We start from the raw sequence: 26,299 nt of genomic DNA, 5'->3' as shown, positions 1-26,299 counted from the left end.
CCTCATTCGCTCCATCAACGACAAGGCCAGCCTCAAGGTCAGACGGAAAACGCTCGGATGGGACGACGATTATCTCGAAACCGCAATAACCGCAGCACACAAATGATTTTTCAAGCGATTCCCCTGCCTAGGGCGAGGTGAACCTATCACGTTGCTCCGAGGCCCATCGCAAATAACATTGGTTGGGTTTTACCGGCTCACCTTACCAGCCGGTAGATGTCACTTGGCGCTTAAATGGAGACCGGAAAGAAGTTGGGGGTGTCAGGCGGCGATGAGCATCAAGTTTCGGTCGGGCGTTCGGTCTATTGCTCCAGGTTTGGCAAGACCCGTGTACCGCCCCAGCCTGCCGTTCGGATGCGCGGTTCGCACATTGAGCAGGAACTGGGCGCCGGAGCGCGACCAACGCATTTGTCGCTTCTTGCACATGCGCTGGTTGATCAGCTGGTTCACGGTCGATTCCACATGGGCGGTCGACACCCGACCGCCTATTCGGCAATGTGACGCGTAGTCCGCTAGGGATCCGATGTTGCGAAAGACATAGCTGCGGAATTCCTCGAAGCGTTGAGATCATCGATTCTGGCGGATCCAGATGGGAAGCGGTGCAGTCCGGTTGGCTACCAGGACGCTACAGCGCCCAATGCCCGGAGCGTTTTAGGACGGTCTGTCCGATGGGAAGTCAGGGTTTTCGCAACAGCTCGGCGGCTTCGTGCCAGAAGCCGCCGCTCTTTCCGCCCTGTCGAAAGCCGGGCGAACATAGTTCGCTCGGCACGCTGTGCTATTTCGTCAGGAACTCGACGACCGCCTGATTGAGAGGTGCGCTGCATTCTTCGGGTAGCCAGTGGCCGCAATCAGGAATGACGAGCCCTTCGACATTCGTGCCGTACTCTCTAAGTTGATCTACCTGCAACTGGCCCATACCGCCGTGGCCACCTCCACCGATTGCAAGGACGGGCATACGCAGCTTAGTTTCAGCCAGGGGTTTATTCCGCTCTGCCGTCTCGTTGAGCGATCGGTAATACTCAAATGACGCATTGAGGGAATGGGGCTTCGCGTATGACGCCGCGTACATATCGAGGAGTTCGTCAGAGAAAGCATCGCGGTTGGTTGCGTGTTCCTTAATGAAGTGTTCGAAGAACATTCGCTCGTGCCCAGTCACGAGCGTTTCCGCCAGATTTCCAGCCGCCGCGAAAAAGCTGAAATGCCAGACAAGAGATTCACCCTTTGGCGTGAAGGCCGGAAACGCGTAGATACGATCGTTCGGGATCGGTGCCTCCATGAAGACCAATTTGCGAATATCATCCTGATGGATGACTGCCATCGGATAGGTGTTCCAGATGCCGATATCATGGGCGACCAGATCGAATGGGGCATCCGAGCTGAACTGTTTGGCCAGTTTGTGAAGGATAGGTGCTACGTCCTGCCCTGCGTAGGACTTCGGCGGGCTCGACTGACCGAGGCCCGGCAGGTCAACCGCAACGACCGTATGCGTCTTTGCGAGTTCAGGCATGAGCTGATGCCACTCGTACCAGCTTTGACCAAAGCCATGTACGAGGAACGCCAGAGGCCCTGAACCGCCCTTGACATAGTGGAGTTTCACCGAGTCGATCTCGGAATAGTTGCTCTCGAAACCTGCGGGGACAGGGAATTCTGTCTTGGTCTCGGCGCAAGCCGGGGCGATCATGATGGCAGCCGCAAGGGCCACCGCTGAAAGCAGTTGTTTCATCATCGTAAGGTTTCCTTGGTTGGTGTTGGTTTCTAGTGACGCCGATTACCTGGCGGAAAGCCGTTCGTTCGCGCGGCGTAGGCGATGCAGAATGCGATGAGCGCCAGAACGAGCACGGCGGGTGGGAAGGTTGCCGCCCCGCCGTTGTCCAGAAGAACACCCCCGAGGATGCTGCCGCCGGCGATGGCGGAATTCCAGACGACGACATTCATAGAGAGGGCGATGTCCGCTCCCTCACCAGCGGTATCTGCCAAAGCAGTTTGGAGTTGCGTTGCCGCGCCTCCAAAAGTGACACCCCAAACAGCAGTTGCCAGAAGCAGAATGACGGGAATTGTGCCTAGCAGCATAAGGAGCAAGGCAATTAGACTGAACGCGACCAGCGCGATCAGCACGGATGCTCGCAGCGCGCAATCAATCACACGTCCGGTGATCCAGATGCCGACCAAAGCCGCCATGCCAAAGGTAAGCAGAACGAGATCGACGCGCTCGGACATATCGGCCCGCGAAGCGAAGGGGGCAATGTAGGTGTAGAGGATGTTATGGGCGAGCATCCAAAACAGGACCACGGACAACACGGCGCGAACACCCGGCATTGCAGCGACCCGGCCAAGACTGACCTTGCTGTCACTTTTCTGTCCTGGGTAGTTAGGGACGGCGATGAGAATCCAGGCGATTAGCAAGAGCGTCATGGCAGACATGACACCGAACGCCATGCGCCAGCCGATGGCAGTGCCGAGCCATGTGCCGAGGGGCACACCAATCGAAAGAGCAATCGGCGTCCCGACCATGGCAAGCGCCATGGCGCGGCCCTGTTGATGCGGTTCGACCATGCGACGCGCGTAGCCCGCCAAAAGGCTCCATGCCAGACCCGCGGCCGCTCCTGCAAGAAAACGAGCAGCGAGCGTCAACCAGTAGTTTTCCGAGACTGCCGTCAGGGAGTTGAATGCCAGAAACCCGAGGACCGTCAGCAACAGCACGTTTCGGCGAGACCATGTTTGGGTGAGAAGAGTCAGCGGTATTGCGGCCACAAGCGAACCGATGGCGTAGGCGGCAACCGACTGCCCGGCGAGCGACTGCGAGACGCCTAGACCATCCGCCATTTGGGGCAACAGCCCTGCGGGAAGCGTTTCCGTGGCGATACAAATGAAGCCGGTCATCGCCAATGCCAATAGAGCGGCTACCGGCAATGGTTTGTGATCGTCGGGGGCTTGTCCCGCCCGCCCTAACTTGTGGGGCATGATTTCTCCTACTTATGTATCGGTTGATACGGAACTACGGATCATCGAAGCACTTGTCAACAACTTATGTATCGACTATTTCATAAATAGGAGATTGATCGATGGCACGAACTGGACGACCCCGCGAATTCGACAGACAGGCGGCGCTGGACGCAGCGCTCACTCTTTTCTGGAAGCAGGGCTATGAGCCGACATCGCTTAACCAACTCAAAGAGATAATGGGGGGCATCTCTCCTACAAGCTTCTATGCGGCGTTCGGCTCAAAGGAGAAGCTTTTCGAAGAGGTGGTGGAACTGTATCGGTCTACCGAAGGACGCGTGACGGATATTCTGTTCGATGATGAAATCTCGCCACGCTCCGCTATTGAGCGGTGTTTGCGCCAATCAGCGAAGATGCAGACCGATCCTTCACATCCGCTGGGTTGCCTCATCGTATCAGGGGCGAGCAACTGCGGCAGCACGGGCAACCGGGTAGTCGAGCTGCTGAAAAGCATCCGCAGAAAGAACCATGAGGCAATCAAGAGCCAGGTTCGGCGGGCAGTTGCAATTGGGGATTTACCTAACAGCACCGATATCGAAGGCCTGACCGAAATGTTCAGCACCTTCCTCGTCGGTATTTCGACTGCCGCACGGGACGGTGCGAACAGAGCCAACTTGGATCGGTCGATCGACCAAATCATGGCGCTGTGGGGAAAGCGCTGAATTGTTCGCCTGCCGCACAACGACATTGATACAATCCAGAAGAAAAAACATTCCGACCTTCCTCTGATGGACGGCTTTGGGCCGACCTCGGACCTTCGCTCGTCGCGAAAATCCCAATAAAAGTAGGAATTCCGCGCCTGAGTTTTGCATCGCGCATTTTCACGCCGTTGCTCAGGCAGCGATTTTTCCAAAATCGATCCTGCTGTCCAGATCGAGGTCGAAACGACCGTAAGGATTGACGTGGGCATAGATCAGCGGCGTAAGACCGCGATAGTCTTCCGGTGACGAGCACCGTTTGAGCTGAGAATAAACGCATGTGGCGCGCTTCTCGACATGCCAGTAAATCATGCCCCCGCGGCCACCATAGCGGGCATGCCACTCGGTCATCAGGTTGCGGTCCCAAGCTCCAAACTTCGTAGAATCCGAGGCACAGGCCGTTCCTGCATCACCCCAACCGGAAGCAAGGCAACAGTCTTTGCAGGCGCTGGTATCGTCGCTGGCTCAGATCCCGAAAAGGAGCACACGGAGACGAGCACGAAGCTGCAAACCTTCATCAATGCATTGGGATAAGCGTCGGCTACCGATCTTCCGGAGTGGCGGGGGAGCAAATGTTTTGCAGACAACATGGATGATTGCGCCCTAAAATATGAGAATAATAGTCAACAATTACTAGACGGGACCGTCCCGTTTGGTATAACTGCAGCCAAGGTGGAGGCAGACCTATTCGGTGGCGATAGCAGAGGGCCGAGTGGCCGCTTCACCCCGAAACGTGATTTCGCTTTGTTGGCTCCCGCCTCGCAGCTTGGAGCCGTCCGAATGTCGCGTCGGTGACGCGGTATTTGCAACCAATCATTCCAAGGCATCAGAGAGGCTAGGTATGCCGACGATACAGCAGCGCGTTGAATTCGGAGAATTCGAAAGGTCGAACAGCCACGGTAGGTCGGCCGAATATATCAGGGCAGGCCGCAATCAGGTTTGCGGGAGGTCGATGTGAACACTCTTCCAGATCGTTTCGCTCAACCACATAGTGTGCTTCCAGTTTGACAAGCTCATCTGCCCTCTCGCTCAATATAGCGATCTCGCCGAGGAAAGAACGCGGCTGCTCCGTCAAAAAATATGGGTAATCAGGCATATGAGATCCAAGAGAGCGCTCGGTTCAACTCAACGATCGTAGATGCCGAAGCAATAAACGGCGTATTGCCACAGAGCTGCATTCGGCAGGCTATTATATAGTCTCCCCACTCACACCATTGATGAGCCAATACCAAGTCCTGTCAAAATGTGCTTCAATATTCCGGCGCGAATCAAACTCATTGCTGCCCATCATTGCCGCGGCCGTCGGCAACGCGACCATACAGTGAATGAGGTGATGAGCGATCTCGGTAGCATCGCCAGCGCCGATGGCACCGACGTCTTGCGCCTCGCCAACCGCCTCAATCAGCTTCACCATGATCGGATCCGGCTGCGGCGGTATCGGCCCGTTCTTCTCGAAAACAACAGCTTCACTGAAGGTGATACGCTTCAATGCGATGAGTTCCGGCTCCATATTCACATGCAAGAGCTCGAGCATCAGTGATCGGAGCCGCTCAAGTGAGTTCCCGCTTGCCGCGGGCATCTTCTCGAGCTTGGCAGTCGCGCACTGATGTGCGTGCTCGACGACCGCTTCGAATAGAGCCACTTTCGACGGGTAGCGGCGATAAACGGTGTCCTTGCCGGCTCCGCAATGCGAGGCGACCTGTTCCATCGACGTGCCCGCAAATCCCCTGCTGGCAAAAAGCGCGGTAGCCGCCTCTATAATTCTCTTTGCCGCTGCATCCTGTTTCGCTTTAGGGGGCCGACCCACTCGGGTCCTCGTACGTACGTTTTCAGATGCCATCTTTTTCTCCGACTGTCCTAGGCTCGTCCCGTCTTAACGCCGAGGGTTAGTTTGCCAGCACGAAAGCTGATGAAACCGCTCATATTTACTGGACAGGACGATCCCGTTTGATTTAATAGCCTACCAGATACTGCAAGCTTCGACCATGGGGGCGTTTCGTGAAGCACAGCCTTTCCCTAAAACAGATACTGACGGCATCGACCTTTCTCCTCGTTGTCAACCAAACCTGGGCTCAGGACCAGGTCACACAACTGGCGCCCATCATAATCTATGGTGAAGGCACCATCGACGACACGTCTGGCAGCATTCTCGTCAAATCGGCACGATCCGCCACCAAAACCGTGACGCCGGTCGCAGAGACGCCGCAGTCCATAACGACCATCCCGCGCAAGCAGATCGATGAACAGAACCCTCAGACGGTCGGAGAAGCGCTGCGCTATACCGCCGGCGTTCTTTCTGATCGGGATTCGAATTCCCGCTATGATTCGGTATTTCTCCGTGGCTTCGGCGCATTCGGCACCGCCACGAGTTATGTCAGCTATCTCGATGGCCTGAAGTTGCAGCGAGGACAGGCCTTCGCCACTCCGTCCATCGATCCGTTCTTCCTGGATCAGGTGGACGTCCTGAAGGGGCCGTCTGCCCTTCTCTATGGGCAGATCAGCCCCGGCGGCCTCGTCAATCAGATTAGCCGGGAGCCGTCCGACGTCCAATCAAACGAGGTGCGGCTTGAGGTCGGATCGGACGGGCGGGTTCAGAGCGGACTTTACTCCACCGGAGCTCTCACCTCCGATGGCACAGTGCAGTACGGGCTTGGGGTCATCGGCCGGTCCTCGGGCACGCGCTATGACGATGTCGATGAGCAGCGCCTAGGCGTGATGCCATCGCTGAAGTGGGAGCCGGACGCAGACACGTCGCTGGTGATCTCCGGCTATTATCAACGGGATCCGGAAGGCGGCTATTTTAATTCCCTGTATCCGAAGTTTCTGGCGCCTGCAGGCTATGCCGGTTTCTTGGCGCGCGATCTCAATGTTGGTGATCCAAACTACGACGCATTCGACCGCACCCAATACGGCGTTGGCTATAGGTTCGAACACAGTTTTGATGAACAGGTGACCGTACGTTCGAACTTCCGATATTCTGGCGTTGAGACTGACATGCGATCGCTCCAGATGAACGGCCCGATGTCGGCAACCGGTCTTATCCCTCGCTGGGCTGTGCATTCCATTGAAGACGCGAGTGGTTTTTCGTTTGATAATCAGGCCGAGTTCAACTTCGACACTGGCGCCGTCAGTCATACGCTTCTTGCAGGCCTGGACATCCAGCGCTCCAGCAGCAGTTGGGAGTATATGCTGGGTGGCGCAACATCGCTTGATGTCACCAACCCCGTTTATGGTCAGCCGGTCGGCCCGTTCATGACTGCGATCGATAGCGATCAGACGCTTCGCCAGACGGGTATCTACGTTCAAGACCAGATAGAAATCGGCGGCCTGCGCGGTGTCTTCGGTGTCCGGCACGACTGGGCAGACCAGGATACGGATAATCGCCTCACCGGCGCGTCAACCGAGCGATCTGACAGCGCGCTGAGCTATCGAGCCGGTCTGCTCTATCTATTCGATAACGGCATAGCGCCCTACGTCAGCTACTCCACCTCATTCGAGCCGTCGACCAGCGTGGGAGCCGACGGCAGTCCGCTGAAACCGACGGAAGCGCAACTATACGAGGTGGGCATCAAGTATCAGCCAACCGGGCTGGATGCCATCTTCACGCTATCCGCCTTCGATATCCGCCAAAAGGATGTCGTCTACTTCAACGCTTCAACCGGCTTCAACGAGCAACAGGGCGAGATCCATTCGCGCGGCGTGGAACTTGAAGCAAGAGGTAACCTGGCCAGCAATCTCGAGCTGATCGCCGCGATCTCCCTTCTCGACACGGAAGTCTCCGAATCCAGAATCGCGTCGATCGTTGGCAATCGGCCGCAGGCCGTACCGCGTTATTACGGTTCGCTCTGGGCAAACTACACCGTCGATACCGGCGCGCTGAAAGGTTTGAGCATCGGTGGGGGAGTACGTTTCGTCGGATCCAGCTACAGCAATGACGCGAATACGGTGAAGGCCGATGGCTACACGCTGCTAGACGCAGCGCTCCGCTACGATTTTGGAGCGAAGAACCCAGGTCTGAAAGGGCTTCAGGCAACGCTGAATGTCACTAACCTGCTCGATAAGGAATATTATTCCTCCTGCAGTTCCGAATATTATTGCCAGTACGGGAACGGGCGCACGGTATTGGCTGGTCTTAGGTACAAGTGGTGAGGCAGCCGTGACGATCACACGACGCAGTTTCTGCGCTTCCCTCGCCGCCGGTTTCCTTTCGGCGATCCGGCCGACCGGGGCGGAACAACCCGTTACGATCATGGATATGGCAGGGCGCGAGGTACATCTCCCCGCACTGCCAAAAAGGATCGTCCTGCTCGAAGCACATGATCTCCTGACCATGTCCCTTCTACATCCCGATCCTGCCTCCCTCGTCGTTGGCTGGGCGGCTGTCGATCGTATAGACAGCGAACTACTGGAGAGACTCCTCGTCAACGGCCACACGATCAGCGTCGCCGGCAAGCAATCTCCCGACACGGTCTCGCTGGAGGGGCTGATCGGTCTAGCACCCGATCTAGTCGTGACAACCTCCTTCATGACGCCTCAGGGCAACGGCGAATCCATAGCGGAGCGGCTGGGTCAATTCGGAATTCCCGTCGTCTTCAGCGACGCCTCGAGCAACACGTTCGTGGGCGCGCGTGACTCAGATCCAGTTGCCGAACTCAAAGCCTCGATGAAGATGTGGGGGGTGCTTCTCGGCGTGTCGGAAAAGGCCGATACATTCGTCTCGTTTTACGAACGAGAACTGGCGGGCATCACAGCGCGCATCTCGGGTACGAAACCAATCACGACCTATCTAGAGGTCCAGTCCACCCTTGACGACTGCTGTTGGGCGGCAGGCCGGAAGGTCTGGGGCGATCTGCTGGCACTTGCCGGTGGACAGCCCTTACCAGGCGTGACCGCGCCTTGGTTCGAGAAGCTCTCCCTCGAATATCTGCTGTCCACGCCCCACGACGTCTACATCGCCTCCGGCGGTGGTTGGGCCTCGGGCAGCCGTCCCGCGATCGGCCCCGGTTTAGACCCAAAGCTGGGCAGGCAAGGATTGCAGCGCCTGATCGACGGAAGGCCTGCATTCGGTCATCTGCCAAGCGTTCGCGCAAGACGCGTTCATGGGATATGGACCGGGCTGATCACCAATCTTCCGCTCAACATCCTCTTCGTAGCCCAAGCCGCAAAATGGCTGCACCCCGAGCAATGCATCGATCTCGACCCTGTGGCCATCCTCGATCGCATCAATCGCGATTTCGCGGCATTCCCCATTGAGGGACCGTTGTGGGCCTCAATCTGAGTTCAAGGAGCAATCCGGATGTCACTGATCATCAACAAACGATATCGCGCAAACGCCATGGTGCCGTTTGCGAAAATCAGTGAATACGTCGAGCCGATCGTCGATTCGATCGCGACCCACGACATGACTGTTGAAGAAGCCGATGGTGTTCACCATATCCGCTCACCGTTCGGGGATGCCACGTTCGAAGCGACCGCAAACGGCTTCAGGCTGACGGCCGAAGCGCCGGACGCCGGTGGCCTCAATCGGCTGAAACACGCGCTCGTCGGGCCGATCGGCTTCATCGCCGCCCGTGAAAAACTGGAAATCCACTGGGATGGCGATCATGCGGAACCGGCCCTGCCCGCCGATCTGCGCATCCTGCATGTGAAATCCGTAGAAGACATTGCGCCGCGCTTCCGCCGGATCGTGTTCCGGGGGGAGAACCTCGTACGGTACGATCGCGACGACCAGTTCCACTGTCGACTCATCTTCCAGCCGCGTGGCACAGCCGAACCGCGATGGCCCATGCTCGACCACCGCGGCCATGTCGTATGGCCGGATGACAAAGCTGTTCCGACACGGGTCTACACGATCCGGCATATCGACGCAGCAAGCCAGGAAATCACGATCGACTTTGCCCTTCACGCCAACCCCGGCCCTGCAACCCGGTGGGCCATGGATGCGCGAACGGCAGATCTTGCCGGTATTCTCGGTCCTGCCGCGAATGGTCCAAAACATGCAGAATTCTATATCCTGATTGGGGATGAGACTGCATTGCCGGGTATCGCAAGGATCCTTGAAAACTTGCCCGTCACCGCGACCGGCTATGCGTTCATCGAGGTGGATGCCAAATCAGACGAGTTACCACTTCGCTGTCCGGCCGGCCTAAAGGTCGTTTGGCTGCACCGCAACGGCGCTGACGCCGGCACGACGACATTGCTGGAGGATACCGTATGCACAATAAAATGGCCTGAGACACTCGAGACGGTCTTTGTCTGGGGCGGATGCGAGCACAGGGCATTCAGTGCTATTTATCGCCACATGAAGAAGGATATCGGGCTTTCTCGCGATCGCTTCGTCCTCTACTCGCACTGGCATAGGCGCTTCAGCGAAGAAGAAATCATCGCCACAGGAGCGGAGGCATATCTGCCACAGTGAAAGCCCCAACAGCTCTTTTTGGGTCTTGAAGGGATACGAACTGCCAGCGCTGCGGCCGATTTATCTAAGCCTCTGATAAGGCTAGAGCTATTAATCGTAGAGAGTTTTCTGGCTCTCACGGGTGTCCTTGAGCTCTTTTCGAGGTGTCGCTAAGAATCCCGGGCGAGGTCGCTCCACCGTAAGGCTACCTGCCTGATCCGTCATCGCGGAAGTTTTGGCCATCTCCGCTTTCGAGCAAACCAAGGATTTCGACCGGGTGAAGGCTCGCCTGGACGCTATGGGGTTCAAGCGCTTGCAGCTTTTCGAGAGTTTCTATTCTGCGGCTTCTCTCGTTTAGCCAGCGGCGACGCCATGCATCGGCAATTGCTGCGACGGGTTTACCCCGAATGCCCTCATTCGATAGTCCCAAAAGCGCCTCTCTTGCCCCAACACCAAGCTCACAGGCGTAAAACAAACGGGGTGTGGCGTGGTGAAGAATAGTGTCGCTGTCCAGACCAAGAGCATCGAGACCTTCTCTCATCTGTCGGAGCCTCGGACTGGTGTCTTCGCCGAAGCGATTGTTGAGCCGGGCCGCATGGTAAAAGTATCACCAGCGACAAAGCGGCGAGGCTCCTTGTCGTCCTCGGTCAGTTCCAGAAGTCCGGACAGGATGGTGCAATATTCCCGGGTCCCGCCCGTGATCGAACGCGTTGCGCCGGGCGTGGCTTCCCAGATGCCGGAGCGGATGCGGCCGTTATCGACATTGTCCCGCTCCCAGGTCTTGTAGGACGGCTTGCCGTCGACCAGGCGTTCGGGCAGGGCCATGCTTTCCTTCGGCGTGCCGGGATTTTCGAGATTGAAGACGATCAGGTTGGACATGGAATGAACCTTTTAAACTGTATCAGGACAACAGGACAGCGATTGCCTTGCCGCAGGTTTGGGTGTCCGCGCTACCGCCAAGATCGCGGGTGCGCAAGCTGGGCTCTTTCAGCACCATCTCGATGGCGCGCATGATGTCGGCAGCGGCCTGTTTCTCGCCGAGATGGTCGAGCATCATCGCCGCCGACCAGATCTGGCCGATAGGATTGGCAAGGTTCTGGCCGGCGATATCGGGAGCTGAGCCATGGACCGGCTCGAATAGCGAAGGGTGCTCCCCCTCTGGATTGATGTTACCGGACGGCGCAATCCCAATCGTGCCGGCGCAGGCCGGGCCAAGGTCGGAGAGGATGTCGCCAAACAGGTTGGAGCCGACCACAACGTCGAAAATCTGCGGTTTCAACACGAAATTTGCCGTCAGGATATCGATGTGGAACTTGTTCCAGGAGACATCGGGATAGGACGACGCCATCTCCGCGACCCGCTCGTCCCAGTAGGGCATTGTGATCGCAATGCCATTCGACTTCGTCGCCGACGTCACCAGCTTGCGCGGGCGCGTCCGGGCAAGGTCGAAGGCGAACTTCAGGATGCGGTCGACACCCTTGCGGGTCATCACCGTCTCCTGCATCACCATTTCGCGCTCTGTGCCCTCGAACATTCGCCCGCCGATGGCGGAATATTCGCCTTCGGTATTTTCGCGTATCACCCAGAAGTCGATATCCCCGGGCTTACGACCGGCCAGCGGACACGGCACGCCCTCCATCAGCTTGACCGGGCGGAGATTGACATACTGGTCATACTCGCGCCGGAACTGCAGCAGCGAGCCCCAAAGCGAGATGTGGTCCGGCACGATGTCCGGCCAGCCGACCGCACCGAAGAAGATCGCGGCGGGCTTGCCGATTTCTTCCTTCCAGTTTTCCGGCATCATGCGGCCGCGCCGGGCATAGTAGTCGCAATGGGCGAAGTCGTGCCATTTCTGCCTCAGCGTGAAGCCGTGACGGCGCGCGGACGCTTCGAGCACCCTTATGCCTTCGGGCATGACCTCCTTGCCGATACCGTCGCCGGCGATCACAGCAATATCGTAGATGCGTTGCGTCATAAGCTATCTCCTGCTTCGCCTGTCAGGCAGGCTGCGTATCCAAACCGCCAAGGTGAAAGGCCTTGACCTCGAGATATTCGTCCATGCCGCTGGGGCCGCCCTCGCGGCCAAGACCGGATTGCTTGATGCCACCGAAGGGGGCGACTTCCATCGACACGCTGCCGGTGTTGAGCCCGACCATGCCGAATTCCAGCACCTCACCGACGCGCCACGCGCGATGAAGGTTTTCGGTGAAGAAATAAGCGGCGAGACCGTGGGGTGTCGAATTGGCAATCGCGATCGCCTCCGCTTCGGTCTTGAAGCGGAAGAGCGGCGCCACAGGTCCGAAGGTCTCCTCACTGGCAAGTCGCATCGCGGTGGTCGCTCCGGTCAGGACGGTCGGAGCGACATAGCGGTCGCCCGCCGGAAGGTCGTCGCGGGGCGTGATGTTGGCAGCGCCTAACGCCAGTGCGTCCTCGATATGGGCGCTGATCTTGCCAACGGCTGCGACGTTGATCATCGGGCCTATCTGGATATCGTCATCAGCGCCGGAACCGACGCGCATGGCGCGGACACGCGCAGCAAGCTTGCTTGCAAAGGTATCGTAGACTCCATCCTGGACGAGCAGGCGGTTGGCGCAGACGCAGGTCTGCCCGCCATTGCGGAATTTGGAAACGATTGCTGCTTCCACGGCAGCATCGAGGTCAGCATCATCGAAGATGATAAAGGGCGCGTTGCCTCCGAGTTCCAGGCTGAGACGTTTCACCGTCGGGGCGCACTGCGCCATCAGTAGGGAGCCCACCGCCGTCGAGCCGGTGAATGACACCTTGCGGACATCCGGGCTGGTTGTGAGCGACGCGCCAATCGCCTTCGGCAGGCCGGTCACGATATTGATGACGCCAGGCGGGATACCGGCGCGTTCCGCCAGCAGCCCTAATGCCAACGCCGAATATGGGGTAAGTTCGGACGGCTTGATGACCACGGTGCAGCCGGTCGCCAGTGCCGGCGCGCACTTACGGGTGATCATCGCATTGGGAAAGTTCCAGGGTGTAATGATTGCCGCGACGCCAACTGGCTCTTTGCTGACCAAAATACGGCGATCGACTGTTGGTGCCGGGATGATCATGCCGTAGCTGCGGCGAGCCTCCTCGGCGAACCACTTGATGAAGGAAGCGCCGTAGAGGATTTCGCCCCGTGCTTCGGCCAGGGGCTTGCCCTGTTCGCGTGTCATGATCAGCGCGAGATCGTCTGCATTTTCGATGAGCAGGTCATGCCAGCGGTCGAGGAGGCGCGCCCGCTCCACGGCCTTGGTCAGCCGCCAGGTCTTGAAAGCCGCAGCCGCAGCCGCGATTGCCCGGTCGGTGTCGTCCTTGCCGCAATCCGGCACAGTCCCGATGGAACCGCCGGTGGCGGGATTATCGACGGTAACGGCGGCGCCACTGGCGGCACCCGTCCAGTTGCCGTCGATCAGCGCCTGCTGCACGAAGAGTGACGGATCTTTGAGATTGAGCATGTCTTCACCTGTAATGTGTAGCGCTGATGGTTGCAGTGACGGCATCGTCAGTCGCCGAAACCAACGATTCCCTTGATTTCCGTAAATTCGTGGAGCCCGAACTTGCCGTATTCGCGGCCATTCCCGGACTGCTTGTAGCCGCCGAAGGGAGCCGCACCGTCCCAGGCAGAGCTGTTCAGACGAACGATGCCTGTCCTGAGCCGTCGTGCGAAAGCGCGCGCCTCCCCGGCTTCGCCCTGGACATAGGAAGCCAGGCCATAGGGTGTGTCGTTGGCGATCTCGGCGGCCTCATTGTCACTGTGATAGCCCAGGATCACGAGAACGGGTCCGAAGACCTCCTCGCGGACGATCGTCATATCGTTTGTCACCCGTGCGAAGATCGTCGGCCGCACGTAATAGCCGACATTGAGATGGGCGGGTCGGTCAGGGCCGCCGGCAACGAGTTCGGCGCCCTCCTCCAGGCCCTTGCGAATGAGGCCCTGGATCTTATCGAACTGGGTCTGACTGACGACAGGTCCGATGTCGGTCTCCGGATCAACGGGAGGACCGACGCGAACCGATTCAGCCGCCTGCCGGGCAATGCCGATCACTTGGTTCATCTTCTCCTCTGGGACGAGAAGCCGGGTCGGCGCATTGCAAGATTGGCCGGAATTGGCAAAGCATTTGTCCACACCGGCCCGGACGGCCGCATCGAGGTCGGCGCTTGGCAGAATGATGTTGGGCGACTTGCCGCCCAATTCCTGGTGAACGCGCTTCACGGTCGGGGCTGCCGCCTGCGCCACCGAGATGCCGGCGCGCGTCGAGCCCGTGAAGGACACCATGTCGATATCGGGGTGACCGGAGAGCACCGCGCCTACGGTCGGGCCGTCGCCGTTTACAAGATTGAACACACCCTTCGGCACACCGGCTTCGTGCAGGACCTCGGCAAAGAGGATGGCATTTAGAGGGGCGATCTCGGAGGGCTTCAATACCATGGTGCAGCCCGTAGCAAGCGCCGGCGCAACCTTGCAGGCGATCTGATTGATCGGCCAGTTCCATGGCGTGATCATGCCGACGACGCCGATCGGCTCATGCACGATGCGGGTTGTGCCCTGCATGTATTCGAAGGCGAAGTCCCGCATCGCCCTTATGGTCTGCTCGAAATGAGCGATGCCGATACCGGCCTGCTCATCCCGTGCCATACGGCGTGGAGCACCCATTTCGCGTGAGATCATATCGCCCATCTCATCGTTGCGCCGCTTCAATATAACAAGGATGCGCTCGAGCAACCCGAGACGCTCCTCGTGCGGCGTCAAGGAGAAGCTGGCAAATGCATGACGGGCGGCGGCGATGGCGCGCTCTGCATCGGCGGCACTACCCATGGCAATCTGGGCGAAGGGCTGCTCCGTTGCAGGATCGATAACCGTCATGCGCTGATCTCCGACCGGATCGACCCACGCGCCGTCAATGTAGAACTTCAGATAGCTGTCCATTGATATCTCTACGCGCTTCAGCGACCGGCCAGGATGAAATCGGCGACCCGCTCCGCGATCATGATCGTCGGTAGGTTGGTATTGGCGCATGGGATGGAGGGCATCAGAGACGCATCGCAGACCCGCAATCCTTCGACGCCGTTCACCCGTCCGGTCGGAGACGTCACGGCCATTGGATCGCCGGCCGGCCCCATGCGGCATGTTCCCGATGGATGCCATGTGCCGCCGACATTGTGTCTGACGAAATCGGTCAGGGCGTCATCGTCCCCCAGCAAACCACGCATCGTCGTTCCCAACGTGATCGCCGAATGGACAAGGGCAGAGCGGAGCGGCCCCGCCATATCCAGCAGGCCCGCGAGCATGCCGCGCTGCAAAGCGTTCCACGCTCCCGGCACCGCCACCTTCGCAACCCGCGGCGAGTAGCTGGAGGGGAAGACCGTGCCGCGATGGCCGTCCATGGAGGGATCGCACACCGCCTCGGCGCCCATGCGAAGCGCGAGCTTGAGCCGGCTCAGATCGCGTTCGTCGCTCAGCATCCTGAAATCGACATCTGGCTCAGCCTGGAGATTGGCGGAGGCAAGACGCACGGACCCGCGCGAATAGGATTTGTTGACCCAGAAAAATATGCTGCCGAGGCGCGTGCCGACCGAATGCCAGCCGGACCGCGAGAGAATGGCGGCATGCATGTCGCCGCGCGGCGCGCCGTCCAGTCCAGAGGAAAAGCGCCAGATCGCCTGTTCGTGGTGCTCGGCCAGGTCGCGCACACGCATATGCGGCGGCAGATAGGCGGCGACAGCGATGGAGGGATGTTCCATGAGATTGCGACCGACGCCCTCGCGCCCGACCAGGACATTCACCCCCGCTGATGCGAGATCGCCGGCGGGTCCGATACCGGATCGGAGCAGCAAGGCCGGTGAATGGATTGCGCCGGCCGAAACGATCACTTCCGCCGCATGGATCGTCTCCGCCATTGCGCCCGACAGCTGCGCGCCCGTGGCACGTCGGCCATCGAACAGTATTTGAGTTGCTACGCTTTCGGTGATGATCCGAAGATTGGGCCGTTTGCGGACGTCCGGTGTGAGATAGGCCAGTGAGGTCGGAATCCGCTCGCCGCGATCGCTGACGGCGATGGCACCGCGAAAGACACCGTCTTCCCAGGGACCATTCTGGTCGGGCTTGATCGGATAGCCACGCCGGTCGAGCGTCTTCATGACACGATCGACGAAGGGCGAAATCTTGTCATCGGAGACGCGGCGGATGGTGAACGGGCCATCCTGTCCATGCAGCGGGCCGTTGAAATCCCTGTCGGTCTCGATCTTGAGAAAATAGGGGAGGCAATCGTCCCAGCCCCAACCCTCCGCGCCAAGCGCCTGCCATTCTGCATAGTCTGCAGGAGCACCCCGGTTGGCCATCATGGCATTGATCGCCGATCCGCCACCAAGCAGCCTTGCCTGTTCATAGCGCCGCGAAGCGCGCGGGGCGGTGTTGGAGCGCGCATACCCCATCAGCGCCGTGAGCTGCGACCAGATATTGCGCGTGTCGAGATAGGCACGTCCGGGATAGCGGCTGCGGATCTCGTCGGGAATATCGTCGGCTGAGATATTGCGCCCGGCTTCGACCAGCACGACCGTTCGTCTTGGATCAGCCGAGAGCCGGGCGGCCAGCACACAGCCGGCCGACCCACCACCCAGGATCAGGTGATCGACGATCATGTCGCCCGCCCTTGGGAGCGATCAGCGTTGCGTGCGTTCAGCGCCGCCAGCATCAGCAGGATGAAGGAAATCGTCGTCAGCAGCGAGCTGATCGACGCGATGGTCGGATCGATCTCGTCACGCAACGCGGTGAACATACGCTTGGTCAGCGTCTGGTACTCTCCGCCGGAGATGAAGAGCGACACGACCGTCTCGTCGATTGCCGAGATAAAGGCGAACAGCAAACCGGAAATCACGCTCGGCCGGATTTGCGGCAGGGTGACAGCAAAGAAGGTGCGCCATCTGTTCATGCCGAGGCTGCGCGATACCATTTCCTGTGTTGGGTCGAACTTGCGAAGCCCGACCAGAACCGAGGTAACGACATAAGGCAGTCCCAGCATCACATTGGCGAGGATAAGCCCGGTCATGGAGGCAAGCAGCCCGACCTGTGCGTAAACGAGGAAGACGCCGACGGCGGTGATGACAATCGGGACGATCAGCGGCAGCAGCAGCAATGCTTGCAGGCTACGAACCAGGCGCGACTGCGTAAGGTTCAGAGCATAGGCTGCGGCCGTACCGAAGATGGTCGCGATCACGGCACTGCAGACGCCGACGATCAGGCTGACGCGCGTGGCCTGCATCCAAGCGGCACCGCCCAGGTAAGATTCATACCACCTCAGCGACCAGGAAGGTGGCGGAAAGGCGAGGAAACGAGCGCCGGAAAAGGACATCGGCAGGATGATCAGAACCGGTATGATTAGCCAGGCAAGGATGAGGACCACGAAACCGTAGAGAAGGACTTTCGACAGGCTCATGCGTCACCTCGTTCCCATGATGCGTTCGAATGGTATGAGCAGGCTCGCCAGGCGGAAGACGAGGAAGACGCAGATCATTAGTACCACGCTGATTGACGAGGCGGCGCCCCATTCGTTGTAGACCTCGATATTGCGCGAAACCAGCATGGAGACCATGTAGGTGCGTCCGCCGCCGAGCAGCTCCGGCGTGATATAGAAGCCAAGCGTCAGCACGAAGACCAGCACCATGCCGGCGATCAAGCCCGGCAGCGACAGCGGCAGGAAGACGCGCAGGAAAACATGCATCGGCGATCCACCCAGGCTGGCGCCGGCCATGGTCAATTCACCCGGGATTTTCTTCATCGTTGCATAAAGCGGCAGCACCATGAAGGGCAGCAGGATATGAATTGTTGCCATGACCGTGCCGAATTCGTTGTTGACCAGGCGCAGCGGCGTATCGATCAAGCCGGAGCCTGTCAGCGCCGAATTGATGATGCCGTTGCGCTGAAGCAGGATCAGCCAGGCATAGGCGCGCACCAACACCGAGGTCCAGAACGGAAGCAACACCATGGTCAGGATAAGGATGCTCCAGCGTTGGGGCGCCCCCGCCGCCACATAGGCGACGGGGTAGCCGAGGACAACCGTCAGCAGCGTGACGATCGCGGCGATGCGGAAGGTTTGCAGGAAAGTCGCCCAATAGACGGAATCCGTCAGAAACCGCTCGTAGTGGGCGAGCGTAAAGCGGCCGTCCTGCCAGATCGACTGCCAAGCCAGCCATAGCAGTGGCAGAACCAGCAAGATGATGATGACCAGAAGCGCTGGAGCCAGCAGCAGCAGCATGAGCCTCTGCTCGCGCCGCTCATGCAGTTCCGAGGGATTTCGCGTCGACTTCGTCATCAGTGACCCTCCAAAGGCCCGTGATTACTGCTGGATGAACGAGGCCCAGCGCTTTTGCGCATCCTCGCCGGCGGGCGAGCTCCACCATTCGTCGGCGACCAGTACCTGAATAGCTGCATTTTCCGGTGAACTTGGCATTTCAGCCGCACGTTCCGGCGAAATCTTGCCGGTCTTGTAGGCTTCGGGGTTGCCCGGGCCATAGTCGATATAGGCCGGGAAGTTCGCCTGGATATCCGGTGTCAGCGCGGCATTGACGAACTTGACTGCGGTTTCCATGTTGGGCGCGCCCTTAAGGATGCAGAGCGACGTATATTGAAGGAAGCCTTGGTTGAAGGAGTAGCCGATCGGCGCGCCTTCCTTGACGACCGCCGCCACGCGGCCGTTCCAGGCCATTTCCATGTCGACTTCGCCGTCGGCGAGCAACTGTGCCGACTGTGCGCCCGAGGTCCACCAGACAGACACATGCGGCTTGATTTCCTCGAGCTTCTTGAAGGCGCGATCGACATCGAGCGGATAGAGCTTGTCGGCCGGCACCCCATCAGCGAGCAATGCTGCTTCGAGAGTGGCGAGGGGATGGTTGCGCAAGGCCCGGGCGCCGGGGAATTTCTTCACGTCCCAGAAGTCAGCCCACGTCTTGGGCGGATTGTCGCCGAATTTGTCCTTGTTATAGGCGAGCACGCTTGAATAGAATTCATAGGCCACCGAATAAGGGCTCTTATAGGCCGCCGGCATCTTCCCCGCGTTTGGGATCTTGGAGAAGTCGAGCTTTGCGATCATGCCCTGCTCGCCGCCACGGATACAATCTTTCGCGGGGGTATCGATCACGTCCCAGATGATCTTGCCGGAGGCGGCCTGCGTCTTGATGACCGGCCAAGCGTCTGGAGAGCTGTCCTGATTGACAGTGATACCGAGCAGTTCAGCAACCGGATCGAGGATCGCCTTGGTCTGGGCTTCCTGATAGGCGCCGCCCTGCGACACGAAGGTAACTTGCTCCGCGGATGCCGTGCCAGCCAGAAAGACCGCGGCCGATGCGGATAGCGCGATCATGGAAAGTCTGTAGGTCATTAGTGGTTCTCCTCTTTCTTTGCGGGACTTGATGCCCCGGTTCATATGCGACTTTCGGGTCTTAGCGCCCGATTGCATCGAGAAACTGGTACCAGCCGGCGACGAGCCGGATGGCCGGTTCCCTGATGGGATAAAGGGGCACGGGCTTAAGTGGCTCGGAAGTCAGGAGCCCGAGAGCAGGCTTCTCGCCCGCAATCATATCCGCGACATAGCGGCCCATGTTGGAAGCCAATGCGACGCCGGTGCCGTTGTAGCCGACCGCATAAATCACGCGGTCATCGAACCGGCCAAGATGGGGAATGCTATCCATGGTCATGGCGACCAGTCCCGACCAGCGGTGCGTGACGGATACCGACGCGAGGTCGGGAAACTGGCGCACCATAGCCTTGTGTAGAGCGGCAAAGGCGCTCTCGGAATCGGTTCTGCCGAAGGCGCCCCGGCCACCATACATCAATCGGTCGCCAGCCCTGCGGAACCAGCGCATCATGCGGCGGGTCTCGGTATAGCTCCGGCGCTGGGACAGAAGGCCTTCATTGAGATTTCCCGTCAGCGGTGCGGTGGCGATCATTGCGGAGCGGAACGGGATGAGGGACTTTCGCACAGCCGAGGTCGCCGGCGTCAGGTCGGAATAGGAATTGGTGGCGATCACGACCTGAGCGGCCGACACGGTCCCGCCGGGGGTTTCCAGCACGACGCCGTCGCGATCTCGCCGGATCGCTGTTACCGGCGTCTTCTCATGGATGGCGATGCCCGCGGCCTTCAGGCCGCCCGCCATGCCCAGGACGAAATTCAGCGGATGAATGACGCCGCCATGCGTATTGAGCATGCCGCCGACGAAGTCACGCGAGCCGGTCTCGGCTTCCATCTGTTCGGACGACAGGATGGAGCACGCATGGTCGCCCAGTGTAGTCCTCAGCCATGCGACTTCTTTTTTGAGGCCGTCCAGCGAGATCTGGTTGTGGGCGCATCGCAGCGAGCCAGTGGGGCGATAGTCGGCAGAGGCAATGCCGTAATCCTCCACCAGTTCGCCGACATGTTCTATCGCCTCGATGCCAAGGTCATGCATGCGGCGCGCTGTTTCAAGTCCGTAACGCACGGCGATGTCGGAAAAGGACAATCTGAACTTTCCTGAAACCACGCCGCCGTTGCGGCCGCTCGCCCCCCATCCGATCTGGCTTGCCTCCAGTACCACTGCGGAAAGACCACGCCGCGCAAGATAGCGCGCCGTCGACAGACCGGTATAGCCGCCACCGATTATGGCGACGTCAAACTGATGACTGCCCGTCAGCCCGTCGAAGACGGGGCGGTGGGAAACGGTCTCCTGCCACAGGGATCGGATGTCCGGAAAGGGAGGATGGGCGGTCATCGGTTTTGCTCTCTTGTGTTCAGGCTGCCGTTGCGGTCGTGACGGCCGCCGCGATTTCCGCATCCACGGCATCAGCCAATTGCTTGAGCGTGGAAAAGTGGAAGTCGGGTTTGGTCACCGCCTTGGGCTCCGGTGTGCCGCCAAAACCCTGTTGATACTGGCGCCGCTCGATCCAGCAGGTCGTATAGTCAAGTTCGTGGGCGACGCCGATGTCGTGGTACTGGCTTTGGGCGACATGCAGGATTTCCGACTGCCTGAAACCGAAGGCGGTCTGGCGGCCCTTATTGAAAGCGAAGAACTGCGGATTGGGCTTGGCGCAGCCCGTTTCGTCGCAGGTAACGCTGTCGTGGAACGGATTGCCGAGCGTGTCGGAATAGGCCGAAAAGGCGGTCCGGTCGGCATTGGTCATGGCGACCAGGCGGAAATTCTTGCGCAGCCGGGCGAGCGCCTCGACGGAGTCGGCGAAGGCCGGCCAGCGCAGCACGGCAAGCTGGAAGGCTTCAGCTGTGGCATTGTCATTCCGGAAGCCGACTTCATTGGCAAGCGAAAGGTAGACATCCTTCATCGCGAAGGAAGAGCGGCCATAAAATTTCTCACGGCCACGCTTGTAGGGCTCGAAAATCTCATCGTCGGTCGCCTTCGCCGCCTTTTCGCCGCCAAGAGCACGAACTGCATTGAGCACCCCGCTTTCAAAATCGATCAAAGTGCCGACCACGTCGAAGGTCATAACCTTGAATTGCATGAGTTTCATCGTCTTCATCCTTGTTGAGTATATTGAATGGGAGTCGTCATCCCGCATCGGGGACGATAATTGTATCTTCCGGGTGCAGCGCCAGCGTGATCCTCTCACCCGGCGATTTCATCAGTGCGCGGCCGGCATGATTGCTGGGCAGCCGGAAGCTCAGCTCCCCGCCGACATCAGGCTTGACGAAAACGCGAATGCTCTCGCCTTGGTAGAGCGTGTCAGTGATGATGCAGGTCAGCCTGTTGCAACTGTCGGCCTGCGACCCGTCTGCCACCGTCAGCTTTTCGGAATGGACCACGAGATGCAGGTTGTCGCCATCGGGCACGCAGCGCGTTGTTTTCAGCACCTGGTCACCGAGGCGTACGGCGTCGCCGTGCGCGCGCTGGACCGCCAGCAGCGTGGCTTCGCCAATGAAGCTGGCAACGAAGGCATTCGCGGGATGATCGTGCAGCCGTTCCGGCGTGTCGACCTGCACGAACCGTCCCTTGTTCATGATTGCCACGCGGTCGCTCATCGTGAGCGCCTCACGCTGATCGTGCGTGACATATATGATCGTGGCGCCGAGCCGTTTGTGCAGTCGCTTGAGCTCGATCTGCATAGTCTCGCGCAGTTGTTTGTCGAGCGCCGAGAGAGGCTCGTCCATGAGAATGAGGCCAGGCTCGAAGACCATGGCGCGCGCCAGCGCCACGCGCTGACGCTGGCCGCCCGACAGTTCATGGATCCGCCGACCCTCGTAGCCGACAAGTTCAACCATCTCGAGCGCAGACTTGAGTTTTTCCGGCCAAGTCGACTTCGGCAGGCGTCGCGCCCTGAGCGGAAAGGTAATGTTCTCGCCAACGCTCATATGTGGGAATAGCGCATAGTTCTGGAAGACGATGCCGATCTCGCGCTTATGTGGCGGCTCAAATGTAATATCTCTGGTTCCCAACCAGATCGAGCCGGACGTCGGCTGGACAAAGCCTCCCAGGATGCCCAGCAGAGTCGTCTTGCCCGAGCCGGAGGGGCCGAGAATGGACACAAATTCGCCGGGAGATACATCGAGGCTAACGTCATCGAGCGCACGAAAGGCCCCGTACGACTTAGTCGCCTTCTTGATGGAAACGGTGACGCGCTCTTTTTTCGGTTGATCAATCATGTGATTCCACTGCAAAGTCTGACAACCGCGGCAACATGCCGAGGTCTGGCAATGCGTTCCTGCAGAAACACGAACAGACTGACGGTACATGGCGCAAAGCGCTCATCAACGATCAAACCGTCACGTTCCCCTGATTACATGGAAGGTCTTCTGCCTTCGCTGGCACTCAACAAACCAAACAACTTACAGACGCGCAATTGAAAAAAAATCGAAGGGCTGTTACAAAATGTAATGACGCTCCTTCGGCGATCCCTGCCATCCATGAACGGCCTCTTTACTTTCGAGGCGGCTGCGCGCTGTGGCAGCTTTTCGAGGGCCGCGGACGAGTTGAACGTCACGCCTGCCGCAGTGAGCCGCATGATGTCACGGCTTGAGGAACATCTTGATACTACGCTATTTCTTCGCCAGCCCGGCGGTGTGAATCTAACGGAAACGGGTCAATTGCTGTTTGATGCCATCGCGCGCGGCTTTGCTGGGATCGAAAGCGCCCTACGAGAGATCGCAGACCGTAAGACTGGTTTGGAAACGGTGTCACTATCCGTATCAACCGGCTTCACCACGCATTGGATGATGCCGAAAATGGCTGAGTTCAAGAAGCAATTTCCCAGCGTTGATCTGCGTTTCCAACTGGTGATGGGCGCCCTGTCGGGACCCGTCAACGATGTCGATCTCGGCATGCGCTTTGTAGATGGGCCGGATGAGCGCCATGAGGCGGCTTTCGTCATGCCGGAAATCCTCCTGCCAATCTGCAGCCCCGACTATTTGAAGAGCCATGCCATGTCCGGCGGAGGAATTGGCCGCGTGCCCGATACGACGATCAACCTGAGCGACGCACAGCCGAACTGGTCGAAACTGTTTACTCCCGCCAATGGCAGCGACATGCAGAATTCCATGATCTTCTCGGATTATGCGATCGTCGTGCAGGCGGCCCTGCTGGGCCAGGGCGTGGCACTTGGCTGGCTCAACGTTGTCGCGCATTGGCTGAGGACCCGCGCACTGGTGCCGGCGCGCGAACATCTCATGGTCACCGGTCGCCGCTGCCATCTCGTCAGACTGCGTGACAAGCCAGTCCGTCCAATCGTCGGCAAGGTCAGGGACTGGATGATTGCGGAGCTTACGGCGGATGTCGAGGCTGTAAACAGCTTGTATCCTTCCTTGCGCATCACCGCGCTAGGGCACACTCCTCAGTCCTCAACTTAGATCAGGGCGGAAAAACAAGAGCTCCGGATATGGGATCGAGCCAAATGCAGGTGCCGCTTGCCGCCCTCTCATGTAATAATGGCAGCTGCGCTTAGCGGATGAGCATCATGTCTCGCATGCATTGAGTGGGAGGAAGCTTGTCGACGGCCGACGCGATTCGTGATTTTTTCCAGCGGGGAGAAAGCGGCGAGGATGCAGGCAATGTCGAGAAGCTGAGTATCGACCTCGGGCTAAGTCGCGCGACCACCTACCGCCTGCTCAAACTGTTTCAGTCGGATGGAACGGTTATGTCACTTCTGAAACGCAAGCGCGGCCGGCCTGATCGGCTCACAATTAAATACAGCAGCGCGATCAAACCGGCGCATTCTTACAATTAAGTGCAGTTCGACAGACATTGTTACCGGCAATACGGGCACCACGATTGCCGTTACCAGAGCGACGTTCACGTCCCGGATGCCGAATGCAGCATAAGAGCCGTGCCAACGGCGCCAGCGGCTCGCTTCGTAACGGCCCTTGAAAAGGAATCCCGCGCCGCTCATCACTGGATGCCTACTCGCACGATGATAGCTTGTCAGGCCTTGAAGCGATCAAATGCGGTGAGGCGCTTGACCGGTCGGTCGGCGTCCTCCCAGCGATAGATTTCCAACCGCAGATAACGAAGTTCGTCCTCGCGTGCGTCTTCCGCAAGTTCGATCCACCAGGACTTCGAACGACCGTCACTGCCATCCGACCATCGGTAGCCGCGCGCCTTCAGGTTATCTTTCATATCGAATGGGCTGTTTTCCGCGAAGATGCGCACACGGGATCGCTGGCTTGCCGCATAGAGCTCGGCAAACGGCGTTCGTCCCGGCTCTCTCCCACCCTGTACGAGGACCTCGAGCAGGGCAAAGCAGTCATCGACGGCCCGATGGCCCTCGTGGAAATAGCCCGCCTGCCCGATCAGGTAGCCAAGCTTGGTGCCTTCGAAGCCACGGGCCGCCCAGTCGATTTCGCAGATCGAGCAGGCCCAGGCTTTTCCGACGAAAATGGCTGAGAAGGCCTCGCAGAACGGTCGGTCGAAACCGGCGTTGTGCGCGATCACGAGATCGGCCGGCTCGACGATCGAGCCCAGTTGATCGACATCGATCATCTGGCCTGTCACCATCTCGTCGGTGATACCGGTGAGACGGGTGATTTCCGGTGGGATCGAAATGTCCGGTTGCTGCAGTCCACTGTAGACACCGACGATATTACCGGCCTCATCGAATGTGAACGCAACGGCTCCGATCTCGATGATCTCGTCCTTGCGATGGTTGAGGCCGGTGGTTTCGGTGTCGAGGATCACGCCATTCAGCGGAAATCCGGGTCGCGCGGCCGCAGTGACAGAACGAGGCTCGAGTTTTTTCAGGACACGGTACCGGCCGGTCTCCTGGAGATGCCGCACCATGTCGTCTTCGCTCAACGCAGCCGGAGAACGGTGCCTCATCGCCGATGAACCAGTCACCTTCGCAGATGCTACCCCGTTTGCAACGAAGAGATCAAACTGCTGCGTCATTCGACTATCAGGTTCACTAAATCAATTTCCTGGACTGCATCGTCCTTCAAATTCGCTATAAGGCATCCGCTCGAAAAAATCAGGAGAAATCATGGAAACCGTGGAAATCAGTAACCGCAGCGACTTCGCCCTATGGGCGATCCAGCGCGCGCAGGAGATCGTGACGGCACAAGGCGCTGCCTTCGCAATGGCTGCTCGTGACATGAATGAGGAAGTGCTGACTGAGACCGCAGCCGCGCTCGGCAAGGCGATCAGTGACGCCATGCTTGAAGTTTTCGATGGCCTGATCGGTGAATGAACCTCAGTGAGCAAGGGACGACAAGAAGATAGCGACCCCTGACTGACTGATATTTTGATATAAATTTTTGGCCTAACTCACTTAGCAGTTGCTACTGACCAAGGCAGCGCCCGTCGGCATCTGGTCGCGACGATTTTCTGGACATCGGAACGCCAATGCTGTCGAAAATGCGCTGCAGCGGCTTACCAATCGAGGCGACATTCGTCGCCCTCGTAGGGGCCTATACGATAAGCCAACCATCAACCAGTTGACCGGCAAGATGCTCTTTCCGCCGCGAGCCTTCCTGGAACATTATGGGAAATTATTCCTTTTTCCTTGACTCTCATGCCGACATAGAACAAAGTAAGAACATAAGCATTCCAAACCCGTCGCATTCACCAATTTAAATCACACTTTTGAGGTGAATAACGGCGCACATCCAATGATAGTGGAGAGAAATGTGAACGTCCTTATCACGCGAAGCTGGGACGAAGTAGAGGACGCGCTTGGAACGGCGGCAGTGCACGGTTGCAATCGCAGCTTCTTGAGATCGTGGCTTTC

General features: G+C 58.8%; 24 protein-coding genes and 2 pseudogenes. 8 read left to right on the top strand and 18 right to left on the bottom strand.

The window, feature by feature from the left end:
- Window positions 1-261: 261 nt before the first annotated feature.
- From C5748_RS25100 to C5748_RS25090, 3 genes are all read right to left on the bottom strand, one after another.
- Window positions 262-450 carry a hypothetical protein gene (locus C5748_RS25100; protein ID WP_146119620.1) on the bottom strand — a complete coding sequence of 63 codons (189 nt, stop codon included), beginning with the start codon at window positions 448-450 and terminating at the stop codon, window positions 262-264.
- Between the two features lie 325 nt (window positions 451-775).
- The gene (locus tag C5748_RS25095; RefSeq protein ID WP_105745456.1) at window positions 776-1,726 is read right to left on the bottom strand and encodes an alpha/beta fold hydrolase; all 951 of its coding nucleotides are present in this window, start codon (window positions 1,724-1,726) and stop codon (window positions 776-778) included.
- Between the two features lie 29 nt (window positions 1,727-1,755).
- Complete coding sequence (locus C5748_RS25090) at window positions 1,756-2,880, bottom strand: MFS transporter (RefSeq protein WP_245581964.1); 1,125 nt, start codon at window positions 2,878-2,880, stop codon at window positions 1,756-1,758.
- Between the two features lie 182 nt (window positions 2,881-3,062).
- On the opposite strand from C5748_RS25090, the gene C5748_RS25085 reads away from it, so the two are divergent.
- Window positions 3,063-3,662 (top strand): TetR/AcrR family transcriptional regulator, encoded by a 600-nt coding sequence (locus C5748_RS25085; protein WP_105745452.1) that lies wholly within the window; start codon window positions 3,063-3,065, stop codon window positions 3,660-3,662.
- A gap of 276 nt (window positions 3,663-3,938) precedes the next feature.
- On the opposite strand, the pseudogene C5748_RS25080 reads toward C5748_RS25085, so the two are convergent.
- Window positions 3,939-4,130 (bottom strand): annotated as a pseudogene (locus tag C5748_RS25080) (Tn3 family transposase); the annotation flags it as partial.
- Between the two features lie 757 nt (window positions 4,131-4,887).
- The gene (locus C5748_RS25070) at window positions 4,888-5,538 is read right to left on the bottom strand and encodes a TetR/AcrR family transcriptional regulator (protein WP_105745448.1); all 651 of its coding nucleotides are present in this window, start codon (window positions 5,536-5,538) and stop codon (window positions 4,888-4,890) included.
- Between the two features lie 158 nt (window positions 5,539-5,696).
- On the opposite strand from C5748_RS25070, the gene C5748_RS25065 reads away from it, so the two are divergent.
- From C5748_RS25065 to C5748_RS25055, 3 genes are read left to right on the top strand one after another with little or no spacing between them, the layout of a single operon-like run.
- Window positions 5,697-7,847, top strand: a complete 2,151-nt coding sequence (locus tag C5748_RS25065) for a TonB-dependent siderophore receptor (RefSeq protein ID WP_105745446.1) — start codon at window positions 5,697-5,699, stop codon at window positions 7,845-7,847.
- A 7-nt stretch (window positions 7,848-7,854) separates the two neighbouring features.
- A complete protein-coding gene (locus C5748_RS25060) occupies window positions 7,855-8,976 on the top strand; it encodes an ABC transporter substrate-binding protein (protein WP_245581963.1) in 1,122 nt (373 codons plus the stop codon).
- 18 nt (window positions 8,977-8,994) lie between these two features.
- A complete protein-coding gene (locus C5748_RS25055) occupies window positions 8,995-10,116 on the top strand; it encodes a siderophore-interacting protein (RefSeq protein WP_105745442.1) in 1,122 nt (373 codons plus the stop codon).
- A gap of 184 nt (window positions 10,117-10,300) precedes the next feature.
- Here C5748_RS25055 and C5748_RS25050 read toward each other — a convergent pair whose 3' ends face one another.
- The 12 genes from C5748_RS25050 to C5748_RS24995 all read right to left on the bottom strand — a co-directional run bounded on the left by C5748_RS25050 (window position 10,301) and on the right by C5748_RS24995 (window position 22,727).
- The gene (locus tag C5748_RS25050; protein WP_199194897.1) at window positions 10,301-10,636 is read right to left on the bottom strand and encodes a hypothetical protein; all 336 of its coding nucleotides are present in this window, start codon (window positions 10,634-10,636) and stop codon (window positions 10,301-10,303) included.
- The gene (locus C5748_RS25045; RefSeq protein WP_105745440.1) at window positions 10,633-10,974 is read right to left on the bottom strand and encodes a cupin domain-containing protein; all 342 of its coding nucleotides are present in this window, start codon (window positions 10,972-10,974) and stop codon (window positions 10,633-10,635) included. The genes C5748_RS25050 and C5748_RS25045 overlap by 4 nt, the downstream gene beginning before the upstream one ends.
- Window positions 10,975-10,996: 22 nt before the next feature.
- On the bottom strand, window positions 10,997-12,070 hold the full coding sequence (locus tag C5748_RS25040) for a tartrate dehydrogenase (RefSeq protein ID WP_105745438.1): 1,074 nt from the start codon (window positions 12,068-12,070) through the stop codon (window positions 10,997-10,999).
- A 22-nt stretch (window positions 12,071-12,092) separates the two neighbouring features.
- Window positions 12,093-13,562 carry an NAD-dependent succinate-semialdehyde dehydrogenase gene (locus tag C5748_RS25035; protein ID WP_105745436.1) on the bottom strand — a complete coding sequence of 490 codons (1,470 nt, stop codon included), beginning with the start codon at window positions 13,560-13,562 and terminating at the stop codon, window positions 12,093-12,095.
- 47 nt (window positions 13,563-13,609) lie between these two features.
- A complete protein-coding gene (locus C5748_RS25030; RefSeq protein WP_105745434.1) occupies window positions 13,610-15,034 on the bottom strand; it encodes an aldehyde dehydrogenase family protein in 1,425 nt (474 codons plus the stop codon).
- Window positions 15,035-15,051: 17 nt separating this feature from the next.
- Window positions 15,052-16,746 (bottom strand): GMC family oxidoreductase, encoded by a 1,695-nt coding sequence (locus C5748_RS25025; protein ID WP_105745432.1) that lies wholly within the window; start codon window positions 16,744-16,746, stop codon window positions 15,052-15,054.
- A complete protein-coding gene (locus C5748_RS25020) occupies window positions 16,743-17,540 on the bottom strand; it encodes an ABC transporter permease (protein WP_105745430.1) in 798 nt (265 codons plus the stop codon). The genes C5748_RS25025 and C5748_RS25020 overlap by 4 nt, the downstream gene beginning before the upstream one ends.
- 3 nt (window positions 17,541-17,543) lie before the next feature.
- Window positions 17,544-18,416 carry an ABC transporter permease gene (locus C5748_RS25015; protein WP_105745428.1) on the bottom strand — a complete coding sequence of 291 codons (873 nt, stop codon included), beginning with the start codon at window positions 18,414-18,416 and terminating at the stop codon, window positions 17,544-17,546.
- A gap of 24 nt (window positions 18,417-18,440) precedes the next feature.
- The gene (locus tag C5748_RS25010) at window positions 18,441-19,481 is read right to left on the bottom strand and encodes an ABC transporter substrate-binding protein (RefSeq protein WP_105745427.1); all 1,041 of its coding nucleotides are present in this window, start codon (window positions 19,479-19,481) and stop codon (window positions 18,441-18,443) included.
- 61 nt (window positions 19,482-19,542) lie between these two features.
- Window positions 19,543-20,847: an NAD(P)/FAD-dependent oxidoreductase gene (locus tag C5748_RS25005; protein WP_105745425.1), complete on the bottom strand. Its 1,305-nt coding sequence runs from the start codon at window positions 20,845-20,847 to the stop codon at window positions 19,543-19,545.
- 19 nt (window positions 20,848-20,866) lie between these two features.
- Window positions 20,867-21,598 (bottom strand): HAD-IA family hydrolase, encoded by a 732-nt coding sequence (locus C5748_RS25000; RefSeq protein ID WP_105745463.1) that lies wholly within the window; start codon window positions 21,596-21,598, stop codon window positions 20,867-20,869.
- Window positions 21,599-21,635: 37 nt separating this feature from the next.
- Window positions 21,636-22,727, bottom strand: a complete 1,092-nt coding sequence (locus tag C5748_RS24995; RefSeq protein ID WP_105745423.1) for an ABC transporter ATP-binding protein — start codon at window positions 22,725-22,727, stop codon at window positions 21,636-21,638.
- A 231-nt stretch (window positions 22,728-22,958) separates the two neighbouring features.
- On the opposite strand from C5748_RS24995, the gene C5748_RS24990 reads away from it, so the two are divergent.
- Both C5748_RS24990 and C5748_RS24985 read left to right on the top strand, forming a co-directional pair.
- The gene (locus C5748_RS24990; RefSeq protein ID WP_105745421.1) at window positions 22,959-23,927 is read left to right on the top strand and encodes a LysR family transcriptional regulator; all 969 of its coding nucleotides are present in this window, start codon (window positions 22,959-22,961) and stop codon (window positions 23,925-23,927) included.
- Window positions 23,928-24,064: 137 nt separating this feature from the next.
- Window positions 24,065-24,304: a hypothetical protein gene (locus C5748_RS24985; RefSeq protein WP_105745419.1), complete on the top strand. Its 240-nt coding sequence runs from the start codon at window positions 24,065-24,067 to the stop codon at window positions 24,302-24,304.
- 194 nt (window positions 24,305-24,498) lie between these two features.
- On the opposite strand, the gene C5748_RS24980 is transcribed toward C5748_RS24985, so the two are convergent.
- Window positions 24,499-25,461 (bottom strand): 3'-5' exonuclease, encoded by a 963-nt coding sequence (locus C5748_RS24980; RefSeq protein WP_105745417.1) that lies wholly within the window; start codon window positions 25,459-25,461, stop codon window positions 24,499-24,501.
- Window positions 25,462-25,552: 91 nt separating this feature from the next.
- Here C5748_RS24980 and C5748_RS24975 point away from each other — a divergent pair, with 91 nt between their 5' ends.
- Window positions 25,553-25,759: a hypothetical protein gene (locus C5748_RS24975; RefSeq protein WP_105745415.1), complete on the top strand. Its 207-nt coding sequence runs from the start codon at window positions 25,553-25,555 to the stop codon at window positions 25,757-25,759.
- An 88-nt stretch (window positions 25,760-25,847) separates the two neighbouring features.
- Window positions 25,848-26,039: pseudogene (locus C5748_RS29070) on the top strand (DUF6088 family protein); the annotation flags it as partial.
- Window positions 26,040-26,299: the final 260 nt, after the last annotated feature.

This window comes from Phyllobacterium phragmitis (assembly GCF_002980495.1).
Classification (GTDB): domain Bacteria; phylum Pseudomonadota; class Alphaproteobacteria; order Rhizobiales; family Rhizobiaceae; genus Paramesorhizobium; species Paramesorhizobium phragmitis.
The sequence above is the reverse complement of the archived record's forward strand: the minus strand, read 5'-3'. Positions and strand labels throughout refer to the sequence as shown.